Here is a 21,398-nt window from a genome sequence, read left to right as displayed (position 1 = left end):
CGACACGTAGATGTATCGATGGGTCGTTAACTGTGAGAGACACGCTTTGCTTCTGCAATGAGACAATCTCGTAGTGGGTTTTCACCGGTATCTTGACGCCAAATAAACGATAAATGGCGGTTTAAGTTTAACTCTGGCGTGGTCAGCATGACTAATTCTCCTTTGGCCACGTCTTTTTCTACATCTAAATAGGGCAAGCAGCTTAAATAAACCCCATTCTTGACTAAAGCCTTTAATAGCCCGACATGCTCATATTCTTTCCAGACATTTAATTTAACGATTAAGCCGTGGATTGCTGCATCAAAAATACGTCGCGTGCCAGCCCCTGGCTCTCTTAGCACCCATTTGGCTTGTTCTAATTGGGCAATACTAGTGCGTTCGTTTTGCGCGAACGGATGATTCGGTGAGGCGATAACCACAAGGTGATCATCAATCCAAGGTTCTTGATGTAATCGACTATCGTCATTGCGGCCTTCAATCACGCCTAAATCAAATTGATAGTCGAGGACCTCTTGAGCCACTTTATCGCTATTTTCGACTGCAATTTCGATTCTAAGTTCGGGAAAATCATTATCAATTTTACTAATAAGAGCGGGGAGTAAATGCTCCGCGGCCGTTTGGCTAGAGCATAATTTTACTGTACCGCTGATGATGTGCTGTTCATGAAGTCCAGATTCAATTCGATGGGCATCTTGCAGTAGTTTTTGAGCTTTAGGGCGTAACCATCGGCCCCAATGACTCAAAATAAGTCGATTACCTTGGCGAATAAATAATGGCCGGTCTAATAAGTGTTCGAGCTGGCTTAACGACATGCTAACCGCTGATTGGCTCATTGACAGTTTTTTGGCCGCAGCGCTGACACTCTCTAAACTTGCGACGGCATCGAAAACGGCTATTTGCTTAAGCGTATAATGCATGAAATACCTTATCTGTGGAAAAACAATATATAAAACAATATGAGTATGATCTGCTATTTTTGATTGCAGGTATAGGTACTGCTTCATAATTTGTGGGCTTGATACAAGAATACTGTGTTATTGGTCGAAAAAAAACTCATTGTGCTTAGGATTATTAACAATATTAGGTATTAATTAAATTATGTAACCTCAGCTCGGATTAAGGGATGAGATAAAGAGGTAAAAGAGTAGCATTTGTTTTGTTAATAAGGCGTATTAATGTGTTAATAGCCGTGTTAATAGCCGTGTTAATAGCCGTGTTAATAGCCGTGTTCATAGTGGCACTATGGCAAGTCAATACAAGGAGCTTAGTAAGACAAAGGATTGCTTGATGGCAGTGTATTATCCAAACTTGGGTATAAATAATTATCATCGTAAATTGAGCGGATAAATTTGAATCGCTAATATCAATTGTGTGACTGATGATTGTGTTAGTCGTTATTTCAGCCGTTATCAATGCCAATACTGATGCCAGGTGTGTTGGCCACTTTGCGGTTTCTTTTTTGCGCATACTATTGAGATAATGAGTAGATAAAAAACGGCATCTTAAGATGCCGTTTTTAACCAACCAATCAACCTACCGCTTAGAACTTATAGGTCGCGGTCGTATGGAAGAAACGGCCGACGTTATCGTAAGCTGAGCTGGTAGTATCTGTACCAGTATAGCCGTAAGGTAAGTCACGGTTAAACAGGTTGTCGATACCAAATTTCAACTTGATACCCGAGTCAAAGTTATAGGTAACTGCGACATCACTGATAAAGTAATCGCTAAATTCCATGTTGCTGTTAGGATTGGCGTTTAATGCTAATTCTTTATCGGTATAAAGGCTCACACCTTCAACATAGCGCGTTCTCCAGTTAACATCCCAGCTATTAATTGAGTAACCTAGACTCCAGTTTGCTTGCCATTCAGCATAGCCTGCCGTGCCTGCAAGTTCCTCAAATGTATCAGGCTCATCTTGGAATGAGAAATCTTTACGTTTTAGGAGACGAGTCGCAATCAGGTTCGTGCGAACATCACCATTAAAGGCTTCAAAGATATAGCCAATATCAAAGTCGATACCAGCCGCTTCAAGCGAGGCAATATTTAACGAGAATTGTCTAATTTGAGTAATTTCGTGACTGGTTGCGTCACGAGTAATCAAACTACAGTATTCGTTATCCACACCTGATGGCGAATCAACGCATCGATCGATAATATCCTGAGCACCAACGGCGCTGATGGCGTTTTCGATCTCGATATTCCAATAATCAGTGGTGATTGATAACCCATCGATATAATCAGGTTGATAAACAACCCCTAAAGTATAACTTTTTGACTCTTCGGCCTTTAGCTCGCGGTTACCACCACTTAACCCTTCAAGGGTTTTATCGTCGTAGTCAGCATCAAAACCAGCTGGGATCCCCAATGCTGTACAATTGGCTTGGCGTAGGGTTGGATCGGCTAGGTCATTTAAGTTTTTAGCACGGCAAGAATCATTCACGTTGAAGAAATTTTGGCTTGCTGAGCCATAAAGCTCACTGATGTTGGGGGCGCGAATGGCTTCTGAGTATGTGGTACGAAGTCTGAGTTGATCATCGACTTCCCAGCTTAAACCTGTTTTCCACGTTGTCGCATTACCAATGGTGCTGTAATCAGCATAGCGCACTGCAAGATCTAGGTCTAACTGGCGAACCATAGGTAAATCGGCGAGCAAAGGAAGCGTGACTTCAGCAAAGATTTCGTTGACATCAAAATCACCTTTATCTTCGCCTAATGCATTAAAGAAAGTACCTTCGGCATTGTCAGGTTCAAAGACTTCACTTTCTTCTTTACGGTATTCAACACCAGTAGATAAACCAACATAACCCGCTGGTAGTTCAAATAAGTATGAGTTTGTTAATGTCCCACCTAATACGGTTTGCTTAATAATCGATGTACCTGTTGACGTGGTATTAATATAATCGATAGCATCTTGACTTGGCGCGCCAAAACCAAAGATGTTGACTGGGACACAGCCTTCATCTCTAGCCGTTTGATCTCGACATACCGCAACACCGTTTTCGAGCACGGAATCAAGGGCGTTGCTGTAGTTGTCATAGACTAGGTTGTTTTTATTAACTCGTTCTAGATCGGTTTGACCATAAATGGCATAAACATCGTAATCCCAATCATCAAAGACTAAGCCTTCAAGGCCGAATACATAGCGTTGAGTTTCACGGGTGTCATCTTCAATACGCACACCTAAATCAGTCATAAAGCGGCGAACATTAATCGAGTCTAATGGGGCAGCATTACCATCGCTATCTTTGTTTGCTTTCATTAACGCAACCAGTTCCGGATTGATAAAAGCATTATCAATTTGGACATCGTTAACCGGGTTACCGAAGAAGAATGCAGGTTGACCTTCATCGGTGGATTGGCTGTTAACGTATTTAGCTTCAAAATAGACGTTATGGTTATCATTTAACTGATAGTTAGTTTTAAAGTTAATGTTATAACGTTCAAATTCTGGCTGTAATTCAACAAATTGGTTTAAATTAGTGAAATCACAATCAGCACAACGAATGCCATCAACATTTTGACCTGAATAAACATTTGTTAGAGAACCATCTGGATTAAAGCTCTTCCAACCATCTAAATTAACGTTACCCGCATTACTAATGGTGTAGTGTCCCGCATTAGGTGTCCAGATCTTGTCTGGATCGCTAGGGTCATTGTTATCGGTAATACGATCTGAATTTGCTAGGCTCGTAAAAGCAGTCGACGTCTGATCACGGTCAAACGCTCTCAATTGCTCTTGGGCACTGTATTCAACGGCAAAGGCAACATTACCATCGTTTTGGGCAAAATTAGTACCATAAGATAATGAAAAACGATCTTTGTTATGGCCACTATCATCCGCCCAACCTTTGGTGGCGGATACGTCTAAGCCATTAACATTTTTCTTTAAAATAAAGTTAACCACACCCGTTACCGCATCGGCACCATAAATGGCTGATGCACCACCGGTAATCACTTCAACTTTATCGATCCATACACTTGGGATGGTATTGATGTCGACAGATGAAGTACCCGCAGAACTTGATACATGACGCTTACCGTTCACCAGCACAAGTGTTCTGGCGGTACCCATGCTCCTTAAATCGAGCAAGTTAAGCCCAGAAGTACCGATAAAGCGGCCAGAATTGGCGAGCGAATAAGTATTACCTAGCGCAGGTAACTGGTTTAAGGCTTCGCCAATATTGGTCACACCCGTTGATAATAATTCGTCGCCGGTAATGACGGTTACCGGTGTTGGTGCAACAGCGCCTTCGCGAATAATACGTGAACCGGTTACTGAAATCCTTTCTACAGGCGACGCTGTATTAGCAACGTCTTCAGCATAGGTATTGAATGTGGTCGCTGCTGAAACAGCAACGCCACTGATTAGCGCAAAGCGAATTGCTTTGGCTAAATGTGAATTAACTTGCATTTTATCACTCCCAGAAATGTTTTTATTATGAGGTAATCATTCAGATCATTTTTAATATAAAAATGAAACAAAGTTACACCACTATTGATATAACCATACCTAAATAAAAAAACAATATTGGTTTAGCCGAGTGAGTATCGAGTTGGTGGTTACAATTAATAGTCACATTATTAACAATAAGAATAACAAGCGGCAACATGTGTGTGAAATTAAAAGGTAATCTTCCAAGTTGTTAATGGCGTGCTCATTATTGGTGCGACTTTGTTTTAGGATTGTAGGTTTTTTGATTTGTATTTAAGTAGGTAAAAATGAAATTGTTAATAATTTGTTTGTAAATTATTTTTAATTTTTAGATGAAAAAATTTAATCTATGATTTTTTTTGAAGTAAATCACCGTTTTAACCTATTTAAAATCTATTTATGTGTAATTGGAGAATATTAGCATTATGTTACAAACAATAAGTTTTAATTTTATTGGCCGTGAATTTCTCTTTACAGTGTGAATATTTATATGTTTTTTGTGATTTTTTATATAACCCGGAGACTCTTGACTTAACGGAATAAATCGTTTGATTTATTCCACTTTTCGCAACACACTCGGTTTATAACGTGAATTGCTGAAATAAAAATGCCAGCAATATGCTGGCATCGACTAAATACTAATAATGTAAAGAATCAATAATCATTGTTATTAGATTGATCCGTTAAGCAACGATTATTCAAACAACTGACATTACTGCACGTTTTCACTGTCGTTAAATTCACCAGCAAATAATACAGTCGATAAATAACGTTCTGCAGCAGAAGGCAATATAACCACAATAGTTTTGTCTGCAAACTCGGGTAATGCAGCGATACGGTTCGCGGCAACAACAGCGGCACCAGAAGAGATACCGACTAAGATGCCTTCTTCTTTCATTAACCGACGAGCCATCTCAATTGACTCATCATTAGTGACGGCTTCAACGCGGTCAATAATGGATAGGTCTAAGTTGCCTGGAATAAAGCCTGCACCAATACCTTGGATTTTATGAGGACCAGGTTGGATAGGTTGTCCAGCTAATGCTTGAGCAATTACAGGTGAGTCAACCGGTTCAACCGCCACAGACGTAATAGTCTTGCCTTGTGCTTTTAAATAACGGCTTACACCGGTTAATGTTCCACCAGTACCGACACCGGCGACAAATACATCCACTTCACCATCGGTATCATTCCAGATTTCTGGACCTGTGGTTTTTTCGTGGATTTCAGGGTTAGCAGGATTATCAAATTGACCAAGAACCAAGTATTTTTCAGGTGCCGATTGGCGAATTTCTTCAGCCTTATTAATGGCACCTTTCATACCTTTGGCGCCATCAGTCAAGATTAAGTTTGCACCTAAAGCTTTAAGCAGTTTACGACGTTCTAAGCTCATGGTATTTGGCATGGTTAAGGTTAATTTGTAACCACGTGCAGCAGCAACATAAGCAAGTGCAATACCTGTGTTACCCGATGTAGGTTCAACTAACTCAATATCTTTGGTTAATAGACCTTTTTTTTCTGCATCCCAAATCATGTTAGCGCCAATACGGCATTTAACGCTGAAGCTTGGATTACGAGCTTCTACTTTGGCTAACACCCTGCCATTGCTGACGCGATTTAAACGAACCAGCGGTGTGTTGCCCACAGTATATGAATTATCTTCGAAAATTTTGCTCATGGATTATTTGCTCCTATGTTTGCATTATCTAATCATAATCTGCTCAGCAGGATTTAGAAGTGAAAGTTTGTTCTGCCTTATTCTTTTTAGTTATTAATGGTAGCCTATTTATTCTAAATATCCTGTTTGCGGCGCTTTAATAGCCTTTTGAGTCGAATTAGCCTCCTTTAATGGTCTGACCATTAGAGAAATTTAATTTAGTATGCCAAGAATAAATTATAAAATACTAGAATGGCGTTAATCAGCAAAATGTTTCTATGTCGTGCCACCCAATTGACGAGTCATGATATTGATAAGTGCTTGTCAAACCTTCAATAAAACAGATCGATTTATTGATGTCGATGTGTCTGGCGCAGATGAGCTTTCGCTAACTCATTCACTAAAAATGGTAGAGTAAAATGAATAAAGTTGTGATTTCAGGAAGTGGTTTATATACACCACCTTACAGTGTATCTAACGACGAATTAGTTAACAGTTACAACAGTTATGTTGACCAGTTTAATCAACAGCATGCCGCAGATATTGAGGCTGGAAAAGTGCTAGCCTTGGCGTATTCTTCAAGTCAGTTTATCGAAAAGGCCTCTGGGATCAAAAGCCGTTATGTCATGGTAAAAGAAGGTATTCTCGATACCAACATCATGATGCCGTTAATTGCTGATAAGCCTTCTGAATCCTTGTCTATGCAAGCAGAAATGGGCATTGAAGCCGCGAAACAAGCATTACAACAAGCAAACTTAACGGCTGAAGATATCGACTTAGTGATTGTTGCCTGTGCTTATACTCAGCGAGCCTATCCGGCCATTGCGATTGAGATCCAGCAAGCCATGGGCACCAAAGGGTTTGCTTACGATATGTTAGTGGCTTGTTCATCTGCTACTTTTGCGATTGTGAATGCCGTTGATGCAATTCGAGGCGGAACCGCTAATCGGGTACTGGTAATCAATCCTGAATTAACATCACCGCAAATCAATTTCCGTGATCGTGACAGTCATTTTATTTTCGGTGATGTTGCCACCGCGGTGGTGGTTGAACGCGATGAATTATCGACATCTACTCATGCCTTTAGCGTATTGTCTACCCGTTGTGCAACGGATTATTCCAGCAATATCCGCAGTAATTTTGGTTTTGTTAATCGCTGCGATCCTGAAAATGCGACCACAGCTGATAAATTGTTTCATCAACAAGGCCGCAAAGTATTTAAAGAATTATTGCCGATGATTTACCAACATTTAGATGCCCAATTTAGCGACGAGCAAATAAAACCTGAAGAATTTAAGCGTCTATGGCTTCATCAGGCCAATATAAACATGAATTTATTTGTGGTGAAGAAGCTTCTTGGTGATAATGTTGAGCCCACTCAAGCGCCTATCATATTGGACGAGTATGCCAACACCGCTTCTGCGGGATCGGTTATTGCTTTTCATAAATTCAATCAAGATTTTAAAACGGGTGATCTGGGCTTGTTGTGCTCATTTGGTGCAGGCTACTCTATAGGTAGTATTGTACTTGAGAAGTGTTAATTGACTCGAGTTCTAGATAATAAAGCTGAATATATTGTGAGTGTTGATTGAAGACGATAGCACCACTATAACCAAAATATTAACGCATATGCTTGTTGAGGATTTTGGATTCTATGTGGATATCACCTGATATGTCGAGTGTTTTGGTAGTGTTAGGAATAATCAATAAGGCATAGTTATTGTTTTTAAAGGTTTAGAGACCATTAAAGCAAGCACATAGGTCAATAAATGTAGACCGCAATGTGGCAACAATCCCATGGGGAATTGTGCTGGAGATGTGTTTATTTCATTTAACTGTGGCGTGTCTATCATGAGTAATGAAACATTTGCACGCACATTGCTTCGCGCGGATGAGCGGATGAATAACAGCGCGCGGATGAATATTTGTCTAAAGCTAAACATGACAGTTGTTTCTCAATAAGCTATTTTTAATCAGAGAAACACAAAAAGGCCGTTGATGCTTAAGCATCAACGGCCTTTTTGTATTTAGCTTCAAGTCTGATAAAAGATGAGATAAATCGTTAACAACGAGTTTATTTCAAGTCTGCAATATCAAACTTGCCCCGTGTTTTGCTAACAAGGCCAATTGACGGATCAATAGTTGGCATACGGTCCGTCGAGACAATAACGATTATTGAACAAAGCGTTGTTTGATAACCTTTATTATCCACCATTGAGGTTATTTAAGGCTTGCTGCCATACGGATCCATTAACGTCACCATCAAATTCAATGTCTTCATCGATGGTGAGTATGTGAAATAAAACGGCTGGTTAGAAGCTGGCAACGCGGTAAAGAGGAAAACGGCTCAATACTAAAGCCAGTGTAAGGTCGTTTATCTGGAGTAAGTCGTTAGCTGGAATTAAATCGTTGATCACTATTATTGTTGGCAACTCTTTTTCATTTTTATTATTGCCCTTATTATTGCAGACAGTTATCGCAAAAAGTGGCGTAGAAAAGACATTAACACCTAGGTCCAACGGGTATTAAAGTATCGTAAAATTGTCTCGGAATGTTAAATTAGTGCGGGGGATATAATGAAAAAGCCCGATGCTAGGCATTGGGCTTAGGCTGTGCAATCTAGGTGATGACGCTTTGGGCTATTTTTTTATAGATTCGCCCTCTATGGATTAGTCTGGGGCGATAGCGTTATTTTTATAAGCCTCTCGATATTTATCGACCCACATTGCGGTTGCACCACAAATGGCGACGGGCATGACGACAAAGTTAACAATGGGGATCATTGAAAACAGTGTCACAGTAGCACCGAAGCTAAAACTAGACCCCTTGGTATTTCTCAGAGCAAATTTCATGTCATCAAAACTGACTTTATGATTATCAAATGGAAAGTCGCAATATTGAATCGCCATCATCCATGCTGTAAATATAAACCATAATATGGGTGCTGCGGTTTGACCGACAATAGGTAACCAAAATAAGACTAAAAACAATAATGCTCGTGGCAAGTAGTATTTAAGTTTTATCCATTCTCGGCCAAAAATACGCGGTAAATCTTTAATCATATCGACGGAGTTACCGGTATTTAAGCTTTTTCCTGTGAGATGTTGTTCTACCTTTTCGGCCAATAAGCCATTAAAAGGTGCCGCAATCCAGTTCATCACTGAGCTAAATAGAAATGACATCACCACTAACATCGTTAATACCGCTAATGGCCACAACAGAAAATTCAACCAGCTTAGATATTCTGGAAGTTGATTATCCATCCATGTAAATAGCTCTGTTAATTGTCCTAGCGCAAAATACATCGCGGAGGCAAATAAGACTAAATTGATCATCAGTGGAATAAAAACAAATGAGCGTAATCCCGGTTGTTTAATTAGTTGAAACCCTTGGATAAAATAATTTACACCACTCTTGTTACCGATTTTCGAATTGCTGACCATTAAGACTGCCTATTTTGTGACTTATATAATTGATTTTGACCAGCCTAGCGCAATAAAACAAGTGATAAACGGTGTCTAAAGGATAAAAATCGTTACAAAATGGATCTCAATTGCTAAAGTGAACTGCTTTTTCCATTTATAGCGTACCTGAACTGGCAACATGAAATTAAAACACATAAAACTTGCTGGATTTAAGTCGTTTGTAGACCCAACTAAAATCCCATTTGATAATGCCTTGTCGGCAATTATCGGCCCTAATGGCTGCGGAAAATCCAATGTGATTGATGCCGTGCGCTGGGTGCTGGGTGAAAGTTCGGCAAAGCAACTACGTGGCGATTCTATGACCGATGTGATTTTTAACGGCTCATCGGCACGTAAGCCTATTTCTGTTGCGGGTGTCGAACTGGTGTTCGAGAACATTCAGGGAAGGCTCACTGGCCAGTACGCCAGTTATCAAGAAATTTCGGTTAAACGACAAGTTAATCGTGATAGTGAATCAAATTATTTTTTAAATGGCCAAAAATGTCGTCGAAAAGACATTACCGACTTATTTATGGGCACTGGCCTTGGGCCGCGTAGCTATGCCATTATCGAGCAAGGTACCATTTCACGCTTAATCGAATCTAAACCTCAAGAGTTAAGAGTGTTTATTGAAGAGGCTGCGGGCATTTCTCGTTATAAAGAGCGCCGTCGTGAAACCGAAAACCGTATTCGTCATACCCGTGAAAACCTCGAACGTTTAAATGATATCCGGGTTGAGCTCGGTACCCAGTTAGACAAATTATCGCAACAAGCAACAGCGGCTCTGCAGTATCGAGAATTAAAAAATAGTGAACGCCAGTTACATAGCCAACTATTGGTTATGCGATACCAACAACTGTCGCTGCAAACCGACAGACTCGATGCCGAAACCGCTGAACGTGAGCTCAAGGCTGAAGCGTTAGCAAAGACCGCGCAGCAAGCAGATACCAGTGTTATCGAGCTGAAACAGCAATTGGCAGAACTCAGTGACGGCGAACATAAACTGGTGGAACAGTATTACCAAACCGGTAATACCATGAGCAAACTTGAGCAACAGCTTGCACATCAGCAGCAACAAGACACCCAGTTGCAGCAACAAATTCAACTATTACAGCAGCAGATCCAACAAGCTGACGATAAGATTGTCGATATGAACCATGTTCATCAGCGATTGGTTGAGCAAGTTAATACTCATCAACCCGCTTATGAACAGGCGAGTCAGGCGCTTGAGCAGATCGATGAGCAAGTCTTTGCTATTGAAGAGACGTTTGATGCTCAGCAACGTCAGTTAACCCAGTATGCCGAAACCTTAGCCGCCAATAAAATGCAGTTAGCCCTGAGCCAATCAACCCTCAGTCACCAGCAGCAAAGTTTACTTCAAGACCAGCAGCATTTATCACAATCACAGCTTGAACTGGCGGCGTTAACCCAACAAGATGGGCAACAACAGTTGCAAAGCAGTGCCACAGAATTAGCCAGTATTGAACAACAACTCAATGATAAACAGCTGCAACACAGTCAGCTTGAACTCTCATTAATCGAGCAGCAGCAGGGCGTGACTCAAGCTAGCGATACTTATCAAACACTAAAGCAATCGGTGACTCATCATCATTCACGATTGCAATTTATTGATGAGCTGCTTGCGGATCATACCCAAGATGATGGCCAACAATTATGGCAAGTGATTGAGGTGGTGCCAGGTTGGGAAAAAGCCGTCGACAACGTCTTACAAGGATTAAGTCAATTACCTGTTTTAGCGCTGGACCAAACATCCTTGTTAAGTGTTACAGAACCATTAGTAGGTTTTGAACAGCAACATCAAGTGGTTTATCCCGCATTAACGACCCCGGTAAATTTAGCGCCGTGGTTACAAAAAGTGGTGTGGGCGTCGAGTGTCCGTGAAGCAAAAACGATATTGCCGACATTGCAATCTGATCAATATATTGCCACCCAAGAAGGCTTGTTGATTGGCCATGGTTTTGTACTTAACCCTACTCAGTCTGGGCAATCGGCGATTGTCCTAAGCCAAGAACGATTAAGCTTAAGCCAGCAATCAGCCGTGCTTGAACAGCAGCTGTCATCGTCTCAACAAGCGTTAACATCGTTAACCCATATCGCCACGTCAACTCAGGTGGCACTGAGTCAATGCCAACAAAGCTGTCATCAGTTACAGATCCAACAAACAAAACTGCACTCGTTAGTGACCAGTTTAACTCAGCAAATGGTTGAAAAACGCGATAAACAACAACAATGCAGTCAATCAATCGCCAAGCTCGAACAGCAAATATGCGATAAAAAAATGCAAGTAGAGGTCTTTGAAGAACACGTCTCGACCCAAGAAGATGCATTGTTACTGGCGATGAATCAACACGACGTTGCCCAGCAAGCTTGGCAAACGAGTCAAGCTCAGTTACGTGAAACCAAAGCCATTCGCGGTGATGCTGCTAATCGTGTTAAGCAGCAGCAAACACAAGTGCAACAACATGCCACCCAACATGCATTAAGCGAGCAGAAATTAAAGCAACAACATGAAAAACAGACAGAATTAGCAAGCCAATTATCTCAGCTACAACAAATGCTGCTCGACAATCAGCAACAACGAGGTCAACATCATTTAAGCCAATTATCAACACAACTGGCACAAGCTCTTGAGCAACAGCAAGCCCTGCAGCGACAATTACAACAAAATCGTTCCCAACAAGCAGAGCTTCAAACTAGCTTAGACAGTTTAGTATTGATGCAAAAACAACAGCTTGTAGTGTTACAAGACTTGACTCAAGCGATAAGCACGTTAAAGTTACGTCGTGAGGGCTTAAAAGGGCAGGCGAATGCGCAGCTGCAATTGCTGCAAGAACAGCAAATTCAGCTACAACAAGTCATTGTCGAAATCCCTGAACATGCATCTGTTGATGTTTGGGCGCAACAGCTTGAAAAAGTAAAACAAAACATTTTACGTTTAGGTGCCATCAACCTTGCCGCCATTGAAGAATTTGAATCGCAACGAGAACGAAAAGCCTATTTAGACAGTCAAGACGACGACTTAAATAAAGGGTTAGCGATCTTAGAAGACGCTATCCGTAAGATAGACAAAGAAACCCGAAGCCGTTTTAAGGCCACATTCGAAACGGTAAACCATGACTTAGGGCTACTATTTCCAAAGGTATTTGGCGGGGGAAAGGCTTATTTGGCATTAACCGGTGATGACCTGCTCGAAACGGGTGTTACTATCATGGCACAGCCGCCAGGTAAGAAGAATAGCACCATACATTTACTAAGTGGTGGAGAAAAAGCGTTAACCGCATTATCATTAGTCTTTGCTATTTTTAGACTGAATCCAGCACCTTTTTGTATGCTCGATGAAGTCGATGCACCTTTGGATGACGCCAACGTCGAACGTTTTTGTCGCTTACTGAAAGAAATGTCACAAAGTGTGCAATTTATTTATATCAGTCATAATAAAATAACAATGGAAATGGCTGATCAACTTATTGGCGTTACTATGCATGAACCTGGCGTTTCAAGGATAGTCGCAGTGGACATTGAAGCCGCCGTCGCCATGGCTGACGCGGTATAAATTAGGAAGACAGGGAATCTAATGAAAGATTTACAACTTGTGTTGTTCGTATTAGGCGCAATCGCAATTATTGCGGTGTTAGTGCACGGTTTTTGGTCGATTCGTAAACAACAACCTAAATCAATGAAGCAAAGTCCGATGGCTGGATTTTATAAAGACCAAGCTGAACGTACAGACTCTGAAGGTTTTGACGCAGATGGTATTGGTAAAGTGCGCGTGCGCAAATCAGATGACATTGAAGAACCCGTTGTTAAGCCGATACTTAAGACCCAGTTAAGCCAAAAATCCAATCCGAGCGAGGCTAGGTTATCGGACACTCCACTACGTGACTCGTTGCGTCAGCCTGATCCTAAAAAGTCTAAGCCTGCCCATGTTGAACCTAAAGCGGCGCACCCCACTCAACAAGCGTTATTTGTTGACGATGAGGTTCAACCCGAACCCACTGCAAACGTGTCAATGAACACCCCTAAAAAGATATTTAATCCTTCAACCAGTACGGCCAAGTTAGAAAGCTACACAGGTAAGCCTACTGTAACCAAACCGGATCCGATTAAGCCAACGGGGCAAGCTGCAGTGCCTAAAGTTGATGCTGAAGTTGATACTGAAGTTGACCCTAGCGTTAACATTAATCCGCCTGCGGATGCGCCTGTTAATGAACTTGCTGAGCCTACCGATGTATTAGTGCTGCATATTGTTGCTAAAGAAGGTGAGCAAATTCAGGGAGCAGAATTACTGCCAAGCTTGTTATCGCTTAATTTTAAATTCGGTGAGATGGATATTTTTCATCGCCACATTGATAATGCCGGCACGGGCAAGGTGCTGTTTTCACTCGCTAACATGTTAAAACCTGGCATCTTTGACCCAGATCAAATGGAGCAGTTTGTCACTCAAGGCGTGGTGTTATTTATGACATTACCTTGTTATGGTGATCCGTTAATGAACTTTACCATAATGCTGAACTCGGCCTATCAAATTGCCGATGATCTCGGTGCCCAATTATTAGACGGACAACGTCAACCTTGGTCAGATGAGACCAAAAAAGATTATCTACGACGACTGAATGCGGCGTAGGTAGATATTTTTATTAAGGCCGCAGCAGCGGCCTTAATTGTTTTATGCCTTTACTCTTTATCAAGAATATCACGGTTACAACTCGTATGACGGATACCACAATGCACGCTATTCAAACTGAAATGGATCAACTGACTCACACTATTAATCAACATAATATTCGCTATTACGTTGATGATGCTCCGTCGATACCCGATGCTGAATACGATAGATTAATTAAACGCTTAACTGAGTTAGAGCGTGACTATCCGCAATGTAAAGCCATAGATTCACCGACCCAACGAGTCGGTGGGATGGCCTTACAAAAATTTTCCCAAATTACCCACCTTAAACCGATGTTAAGCCTCGACAATGCGTTTGAGCAAGTTGATTTTGCGGCATTTAACAAGCGTATTATCGATAAAGTCGATAGCACTGAGTATGTTTGCGAACCTAAACTCGATGGTCTCGCGGTGAGTATTACCTATCGTTTGGGCGTTCTTGAACGCGCAGCAACACGAGGTGATGGTAGTGTGGGTGAAGATATTACTGAAAATGTGCGCACAATTAGATCCATCCCACTTAAATTACGTGGTGAAGGATTTCCGGATTTAGTTGAAGTTCGTGGTGAAGTGTTTATGCCCAAAGCGGCATTTGAGGCGTTAAACCAGCGTCAAATCGGTAAAGGCGACAAAGTATTTGTTAATCCGCGTAACGCCGCGGCAGGCAGTTTACGCCAATTAGACAGTAAAATTACCGCTGCACGCGCACTAGGATTTTATGCTTATGCATTAGGCGTGGTGGAAGGTGAATCACAACCGATGCAAACAAGCCATTTTGGCCAGTTGTCTCAATTAAAACAATGGGGCGTCCCGGTCAGCAGTGAAGTAAAAGTGGCTGATTCAGTCGATAAAGTATACGCGTATTATGCTGATATTATGGCCAGGCGCAGTGCGCTTGCCTATGAAATTGATGGTGTGGTGATTAAGGTCAATGACATTGCTAAGCAGCTGACTCTGGGCTTTGTAGCCAAAGCACCTCGATGGGCCATCGCATACAAATTCCCAGCACAAGAAGAAATGACCCTGTTAGAGTCGGTTGATTTTCAGGTAGGTAGAACGGGCGCTGTCACTCCGGTTGCCCGTCTCAAACCTGTATTTGTCGGTGGCGTAACTGTGTCTAATGCCACCTTGCACAATGCTGATGAAATTGCCCGTTTAGGCGTTAAGATTGGCGACACCGTGATTATTCGTCGCGCCGGTGATGTGATCCCGCAAATTGTCGCGATTGTTCCAGAAAAACGTCTCGATGAGGCTCAAGATATAATCTTTCCCGATCACTGCCCTGTTTGCCAAAGTACTGTTGAGCGTTTAGAGGGCGAAGCCACAGCGCGTTGCAGTGGAGGATTATTTTGTGAAGCTCAGCGTAAAGAGGCCATTAAACATTTTGCCTCCCGTAAAGCATTAAATATTGACGGCATGGGTGACAAAATTGTCGAACAACTGATCGATAAAGAATTGGTTAAAACCCCTGCAGACTTATTTAAGCTAACGCCTTCGACTGTCACTATGTTAGATCGCATGGCAATGAAGTCAGCGACTAATATTGTCGCTGCTATTAAAGAGGCTAAAACGACCACGTTGGCGCGTTTTTTATATAGTTTAGGCATTCGTGAAGTTGGCGAGGCTACTGCTGCCAACTTAGCACAACACTTTGCCGATTTTGAGCTGATCTGCGATGCCAGTGTCGAGCAATTACTTGAAGTGGCAGATGTGGGTGAAATTGTGGCAAAACATATCCGTCAATTTTTTGCTCAGTCCCATAACATTGAAGTGATTGAGCAGCTGCTTAACGCCGGAATTACTTGGCCTGTAATAGAAAAAGCTGATGAGTCGCAATTGAGCCTAAAAGGTCAAACTTGGGTGTTAACCGGTACATTGACGCAACTTAATCGCAATGACGCCAAAGCACGCTTACAGGCATTAGGGGCAAAAGTAGCCGGCAGTGTATCTAAAAATACCGATTGTGTTGTCGCGGGTGAGGCTGCTGGCTCTAAGCTCGCAAAAGCAGAGGCGTTGGGTGTTACTGTGATAGATGAACAAGGTTTGCTGGATTTACTGAATGCATCCAACTAATGCTGATGATATTGATGCTTAATTTATACTTGTGGCCGCCGATAAGAGTTTATTGTGAATTTTAGTAATATTACTTGGCTTGATGATCGCGGCCACATAAAACCACCCTTGTTTTTATATTTGATCTTGGTTTTCTTAGCCCGTGGCTGGTGTATTTTTATTGCATCCTTGACCCAGTTTAATGATCGATCAGGTTTAGTTCGGTTGTTTTATCCTGAAAAAAGCGATTTTATATTGGCCTTAATTACCGGTGTCGGTGCGGTGTTGATTTATGGACTTATTATTGCCGAGCGTAAACGCAGTTGGCCGATATTAATGCCTTTATTTCGATATAGTGGTTGGTTGTTATGGGGATTACTCATTGTTGATGGACTATTTTTATTTCAGCGGATGGTGCACGATGACTATTTGTTTAAAATTAGCTATTCGATTGATGCACTTTTTCTATTTTGGTCAGTCATTTATGTGTTTAAATCAAAGAGGTTATATTACTACTTTGCCGACTGGACAGCAGATGATACCGCAGTAAAAGTTGAAACCTCATCTGATGACGAGATCAAGTAACATACTAAACAATGTACGGCTTGGTATAAATGCTCTATATTAACTGTGATCCAAAAGGTAAAGATGTAAGGCCTTGATACACATAACTCTATTACTGAAAATGTTAGTGTAAGAATGACATTATCATCTTAGCTATAACGTGGCGAATGTGAAAAGGATCAATACTTTGGCTAAAGTCGAATTAACACAAATACCTGTATCGCAAATGGTTATCGGGTTAACCGTTAAGCTGCCTTTGTCATGGACAAGCCATCCTTTTTTTCGCAGTAAAGTTAAGATTGAACAACAAATTCAAATCGAGATGATCAAAGGTCTCGATGTGTCATTTGTGTACCTGGTTGATGGGCATGACTTACTGCCTAAAATTGATGTTCCTGTTGAAATTGAACAGCCCGAAAAAGTCGTTAATCAAGACATTGATTATCGACCATTGGCTAAAAAAAGTATCCGAGTCAGTCAACAGCGATTTTTGAAATCAGTTAATGATATCAGAACGGGATTTGGTAAAATAGTGAGTGATCCCGAAGGCGCTTATCGTGAAACTGCTACGTTAGTCGAAGATTTAGTTGAACATTTGTATGAAAGCGAAACCCCTCACTTAACCTTAGTGAGCAGTGGTGAGACGGATGTGAGTGTGACTCAACATGGTATTTCAGTCGCGGTTATTTCTATGATGATTGGCCACACATTATCACTGCCTAAAAAAGATGTCCGTGACGTTGCATTAGGCAGCTTGTTTCACGATATCGGTAAACTCAAAGTGCCTGATGTTATCAGGCGTAAGCGTGGTGAGTTAAGCGATCATGAAAGTAATTTTTTAAAAATGCACCCTAATTTTGGCCATGAGATGCTTAAGCGGACGGGGTTATTTCCTGACGCTATGTTAGACATTGTGTTGCATCATCACGAGTTTATTGATGGCAGTGGTTATCCTCATCATTTGACTGAAGCCAACATTTTACTCACCACCCAAATAGTGTCATTAGCCAATGACTATGAAACCTTATTACACCAATACCAGACTCCGCAAATTGCACTGGGTATTTTATTTAAAACTCACAGTAGTAAACACAGTGATAATTTGATTTCGGTGTTAGTCAAAATTTTAGGTATCTATCCACCTGGCACTATAGTGCGCTTAACTGACGACAGCATCGCGAAGGTGATGATGACTACCGCCGATGTCAAGCAGCCACATGTGTGGTCTTGTAATGTCAGCGGTGCAGAGCCTAGCTTTCGATTTTTAATTAATGAAGATGTCCAAGTGAAAGAAGTTGTAAAGTTAGATGACTTATCTGATGGGGCAATGAAAACATTGCAAGTTAATAGTCCAATCAGCTTTTACTTCAATAACTTCAATCATTAAGACTTAACGAAGTAATATTGAGGATAGATGAACACAATTACCCTTATCGGATGCGGTTGGTTTGGTTTTCCGCTCGCCACACAATTAATGAAACAAGGTTTTCAGGTTAAAGCGTCAAAACGTCATCCTGATGATTTAGCTCAATTACAGCAAGCTGGTATTGAGGCTTATCAATTAGATTTGGCGAATGTGACTACCCAGGTAAAAAAGGCGACTTTATTCGATGCTGACGCCATTGTGATTAACTTACCGCCAGGACTGCGACGAGGTGAAACTGACTATCTTGGCTATTTAACCCAGTTGAAAAATTTGATGGGTGAACGCCAATATCAAAAAGTTATTTTTATCAGTTCCACTGGGGTCTATCCGTCGCTAAATCAAACGGTAACCGAACAAGATGCTGGCGCATTTAATGATACCAGTCACACCTTATTGCAAGCTGAAGCCATATTTTCAGCAATGGCAAATAGCTGTGTTGTGCGATTTTCAGGCTTAGTTGGACCTAAGCGTCATCCGGGACGTTTTTTTGCGGGTAAAACCGATGTTAGCGGCGCTAATGTAGCGGTTAACCTAGTGCATTTAGATGACTGTATTGCAGCCGTTAGCTTGATCCTTTCTCGTACGGATACGTTACCGATTTATAATCTCACAGCAAATGAACATCCTACTCGTGGAGCGTTTTATGCTGCCGCCGCCGAGCATCTTGGATTAATTGCCCCGCAGTTTAATCAGCAGCAACAGCCAAGCAAAATTATCGACGGTCAATTAATCAGTCATCAATTAGGGTTTCAATATGCGTTTAGTAGCCCATTCAAAATGCTTGATGCTTGCTAAACTGGCATAGGCTATAATAGCCAGCATATTTTGATTAAAAGGCGATTATTGTGACGACTCAAACTCAAGCGTTTGCATTACTTCAAGGTGATGAATTCGTAGAACTGTACAAAGTACTAAAAGTACTCGGTTTAGTGAACGGCGGTGGCGAAGCAAAGCATGTCATTACTGAAGGTCAAGTTACCGTCAATGGTGACGTTGATACTCGTAAACGTAAAAAGTGTGTTGTTGGCGATATAATTTCGTTCAATGACGCGACAATTGAAATTGTTCCTGCAGACTAAGGATTGATAAATGCAATTCCCAGACGATGATAATGGCCAAATGTTGGCTGCAATGGCTGATGCCGGTATTGACCTTACTCAATCAATAGAAGTAGATTTCTTCTTAGTGTTTGATGACCAACGTGATGCCGAATCGGCGTTAGAAGCATTAAGTCAAACCGACATGCAAGGTGAGCTTGAGGTTAACTTTGATGAAGAAAGCACTAAGTGGGAAGTGATTGTTTGCCTGCAAATGGTACCTGATTACGCAGCACTTGTTGCCAAAGAAACTGAGTTAAATAGCTTTGCGCAAGAGTTTGACGGTATTTCTGATGGTTGGGGCGTAATGCAAAACCAAGCTAGCGATAGTGAATTTACTGATGATGACCATGTGCACAGCGAGCATTGCAAGCACTAACATCGCCATCACTAAAGATTGATTTATTGAATGAATCATTCAATGAATCATTCAATGAATCAAAAAGCCGTTAATGCCCAGCATTAACGGCTTTTTGATGATATAAAGCGACAGGGTTTAGTCATCTTCTTTTATGTCATTAATGACTTCTTTGGTTCCGTGACCAATGGCCTTGACGGTATCGCGGGTCCCGTGACCGATTGCAGTGGTCACTTTTTTGGTGGTGTGACCAATTTCTTTGCCAGTGTGTTTTAATTCAGCGCAAGCTGACAAGCCCAGAACAAGGCTTATCGACAGCAGTATTACGACGACTTTTTTACACATTGTAGTAGCCTTATCAATAATCTAATATGAGGTATCATCAGCAACGTCGTTGCTATTTCAGCATAACGGGCTTGATGGTTAAAAGGGTAACATCATGAATTTAAATGCCACATTGATTGGTCAAATTATTTTCGTTTTAACCTTGGTTGTGGTGTTCTTTACCTTAAAGTTTGCCAAAGGTAAAACCCCTAATTTACCGTTAGTTGGTTTTTACGCCATAGTGTTAAACGTTATTTTTGCGCCCGCAGGGTGGATATATTGCTGGTATTGGTCAACCAAACCATTTTTACCCAAATAAACCCAAACTCAAAAACATCACTAGCAGTTAACTTGGGATAATAAACCGTTCGTTCTACTTTAGGTTAACTAATTAACGGAATATTAACCTCGGTTAATGGTGATGTCAGAGACATAACCATGTTCTGTCGCTATTAAGGCTTGTTTGAGCATGGCGGCGGCTTCTGTTGCGGTCATAAAGCTTGAGGTATTAATGTCTTTGCCACTAGTTTGCCAAAAGTCTGTTGCCATTCCTCCTGGATATACCGCAATTAATTTCATCGGGCTATCTTTTAATTCTAATCGCAACGATTCAACTAAGCCTTTAACCGCCCATTTTACTGCACAATAGGTTGACTCATTGGCTTTACCTGCTTGCGCTGCGGTCGACATCACCACGATAACCGTGACCTTGTGATCGCGATAACGACTTACCAACTCTCGTAATACCAGAATGCTTGAAGTTAGGTTGTTGTTGATCAACTGATTAATAGCTTGCGGCGTTTGCTGTTCAATTGGGCCAAAATAACCACTACCAGCACAATGGATCACGCTGCTTGGTGGCGTTGATAAACGCGAAAATAAATCACTGACCTCTTCTGCCACACATAAGTCTGCTGCGTGAGTCTGCACCTTAACTTGCTCAAGAGGAGTCAAGCTGGCCATTACATCCGCTAATTTTTGCTCACTGCGACCAGTGATCAACAGGGTATGATCTTCTGCTGCATATTGTTGAGTCAGTGCAGCGCCTAAGCCGCTGCTCGCGCCCGTAATAACAATCATAATAAAACCTTCAGCCAAATTTACATTAGGTTGGCTACTATACCAATGCATAAGTGAACCGCAAAGTGCTTGTGTTGCATCAACGACTATCAATGGAAGGTGAATAGTCAAACATTGAGCTATTTAATAATCATTTATTTTCCAGAGTCGCTATTAGTTAAGTAAAATTGAATAAATATCTCGGAACGCTTTGTATTTTGACGATAAAGATTGTCTAATAACGCCTCGTCTTATGTCTTACCGACTTCACCCTTGTTG

16 protein-coding genes are annotated in these 21,398 nt (G+C 41.4%); 10 read left to right on the top strand and 6 right to left on the bottom strand.

The window, feature by feature from the left end; all coding sequences use genetic code 11:
- Positions 1-26: 26 nt before the first annotated feature.
- From AAEZ02_RS04735 to cysK, 3 genes are all read right to left on the bottom strand, one after another.
- Positions 27-917, bottom strand: coding sequence for a LysR substrate-binding domain-containing protein (locus tag AAEZ02_RS04735; protein ID WP_124011791.1), 891 nt, complete (start codon positions 915-917; stop codon positions 27-29).
- 623 nt (positions 918-1,540) lie between these two features.
- The gene (locus tag AAEZ02_RS04730) at positions 1,541-4,411 is read right to left on the bottom strand and encodes a TonB-dependent receptor domain-containing protein (protein WP_124011790.1); all 2,871 of its coding nucleotides are present in this window, start codon (positions 4,409-4,411) and stop codon (positions 1,541-1,543) included.
- Between the two features lie 733 nt (positions 4,412-5,144).
- Positions 5,145-6,110 (bottom strand): cysteine synthase A, encoded by a 966-nt coding sequence (gene cysK, locus AAEZ02_RS04725; protein WP_101032142.1) that lies wholly within the window; start codon positions 6,108-6,110, stop codon positions 5,145-5,147.
- A gap of 398 nt (positions 6,111-6,508) precedes the next feature.
- Between cysK and AAEZ02_RS04720 the strand changes: the two genes are divergently transcribed.
- Positions 6,509-7,630: a beta-ketoacyl-ACP synthase III gene (locus AAEZ02_RS04720; RefSeq protein WP_101032141.1), complete on the top strand. Its 1,122-nt coding sequence runs from the start codon at positions 6,509-6,511 to the stop codon at positions 7,628-7,630.
- Between the two features lie 1,128 nt (positions 7,631-8,758).
- On the opposite strand, the gene cysZ is transcribed toward AAEZ02_RS04720, so the two are convergent.
- A complete protein-coding gene (cysZ, locus tag AAEZ02_RS04715) occupies positions 8,759-9,532 on the bottom strand; it encodes a sulfate transporter CysZ (protein ID WP_124011789.1) in 774 nt (257 codons plus the stop codon).
- 160 nt (positions 9,533-9,692) lie between these two features.
- Between cysZ and smc the strand changes: the two genes are divergently transcribed.
- From smc to AAEZ02_RS04675, 8 genes are all read left to right on the top strand, one after another.
- On the top strand, positions 9,693-13,127 hold the full coding sequence (smc, locus tag AAEZ02_RS04710) for a chromosome segregation protein SMC (RefSeq protein ID WP_351122111.1): 3,435 nt from the start codon (positions 9,693-9,695) through the stop codon (positions 13,125-13,127).
- 21 nt (positions 13,128-13,148) lie between these two features.
- Entirely contained in the window at positions 13,149-14,198 is a 1,050-nt protein-coding gene (zipA, locus tag AAEZ02_RS04705; protein WP_101032138.1) for a cell division protein ZipA, read from the top strand.
- Between the two features lie 101 nt (positions 14,199-14,299).
- Positions 14,300-16,312, top strand: a complete 2,013-nt coding sequence (ligA, locus tag AAEZ02_RS04700) for an NAD-dependent DNA ligase LigA (protein ID WP_124011787.1) — start codon at positions 14,300-14,302, stop codon at positions 16,310-16,312.
- Positions 16,313-16,366: 54 nt separating this feature from the next.
- Positions 16,367-16,876: a DUF2919 domain-containing protein gene (locus tag AAEZ02_RS04695; protein WP_101032136.1), complete on the top strand. Its 510-nt coding sequence runs from the start codon at positions 16,367-16,369 to the stop codon at positions 16,874-16,876.
- 166 nt (positions 16,877-17,042) lie between these two features.
- A complete protein-coding gene (locus tag AAEZ02_RS04690) occupies positions 17,043-18,242 on the top strand; it encodes an HD-GYP domain-containing protein (RefSeq protein WP_124011786.1) in 1,200 nt (399 codons plus the stop codon).
- Between the two features lie 27 nt (positions 18,243-18,269).
- Entirely contained in the window at positions 18,270-19,076 is an 807-nt protein-coding gene (locus AAEZ02_RS04685) for an SDR family oxidoreductase (RefSeq protein WP_124011785.1), read from the top strand.
- Between the two features lie 50 nt (positions 19,077-19,126).
- Positions 19,127-19,360 (top strand): RNA-binding S4 domain-containing protein, encoded by a 234-nt coding sequence (locus AAEZ02_RS04680; RefSeq protein ID WP_101032133.1) that lies wholly within the window; start codon positions 19,127-19,129, stop codon positions 19,358-19,360.
- Positions 19,361-19,370: 10 nt separating this feature from the next.
- The gene (locus AAEZ02_RS04675) at positions 19,371-19,757 is read left to right on the top strand and encodes a ribonuclease E inhibitor RraB (RefSeq protein WP_124011784.1); all 387 of its coding nucleotides are present in this window, start codon (positions 19,371-19,373) and stop codon (positions 19,755-19,757) included.
- A 117-nt stretch (positions 19,758-19,874) separates the two neighbouring features.
- Here AAEZ02_RS04675 and AAEZ02_RS04670 read toward each other — a convergent pair whose 3' ends face one another.
- Positions 19,875-20,081 (bottom strand): hypothetical protein, encoded by a 207-nt coding sequence (locus tag AAEZ02_RS04670; protein ID WP_101032131.1) that lies wholly within the window; start codon positions 20,079-20,081, stop codon positions 19,875-19,877.
- A gap of 94 nt (positions 20,082-20,175) precedes the next feature.
- Between AAEZ02_RS04670 and AAEZ02_RS04665 the strand changes: the two genes are divergently transcribed.
- Complete coding sequence (locus AAEZ02_RS04665) at positions 20,176-20,379, top strand: hypothetical protein (RefSeq protein ID WP_101032130.1); 204 nt, start codon at positions 20,176-20,178, stop codon at positions 20,377-20,379.
- 83 nt (positions 20,380-20,462) lie between these two features.
- Here the strand turns inward: AAEZ02_RS04665 and AAEZ02_RS04660 are convergent, their stop codons facing one another.
- The gene (locus tag AAEZ02_RS04660; RefSeq protein ID WP_124011783.1) at positions 20,463-21,140 is read right to left on the bottom strand and encodes an SDR family NAD(P)-dependent oxidoreductase; all 678 of its coding nucleotides are present in this window, start codon (positions 21,138-21,140) and stop codon (positions 20,463-20,465) included.
- Positions 21,141-21,398: the final 258 nt, after the last annotated feature.

It is taken from the genome of Shewanella sp. T24-MNA-CIBAN-0130 (assembly GCF_040310185.1).
Lineage (GTDB): Bacteria > Pseudomonadota > Gammaproteobacteria > Enterobacterales > Shewanellaceae > Shewanella > Shewanella psychromarinicola.
This window is presented reverse-complemented; position numbering and strand designations above follow the sequence as displayed.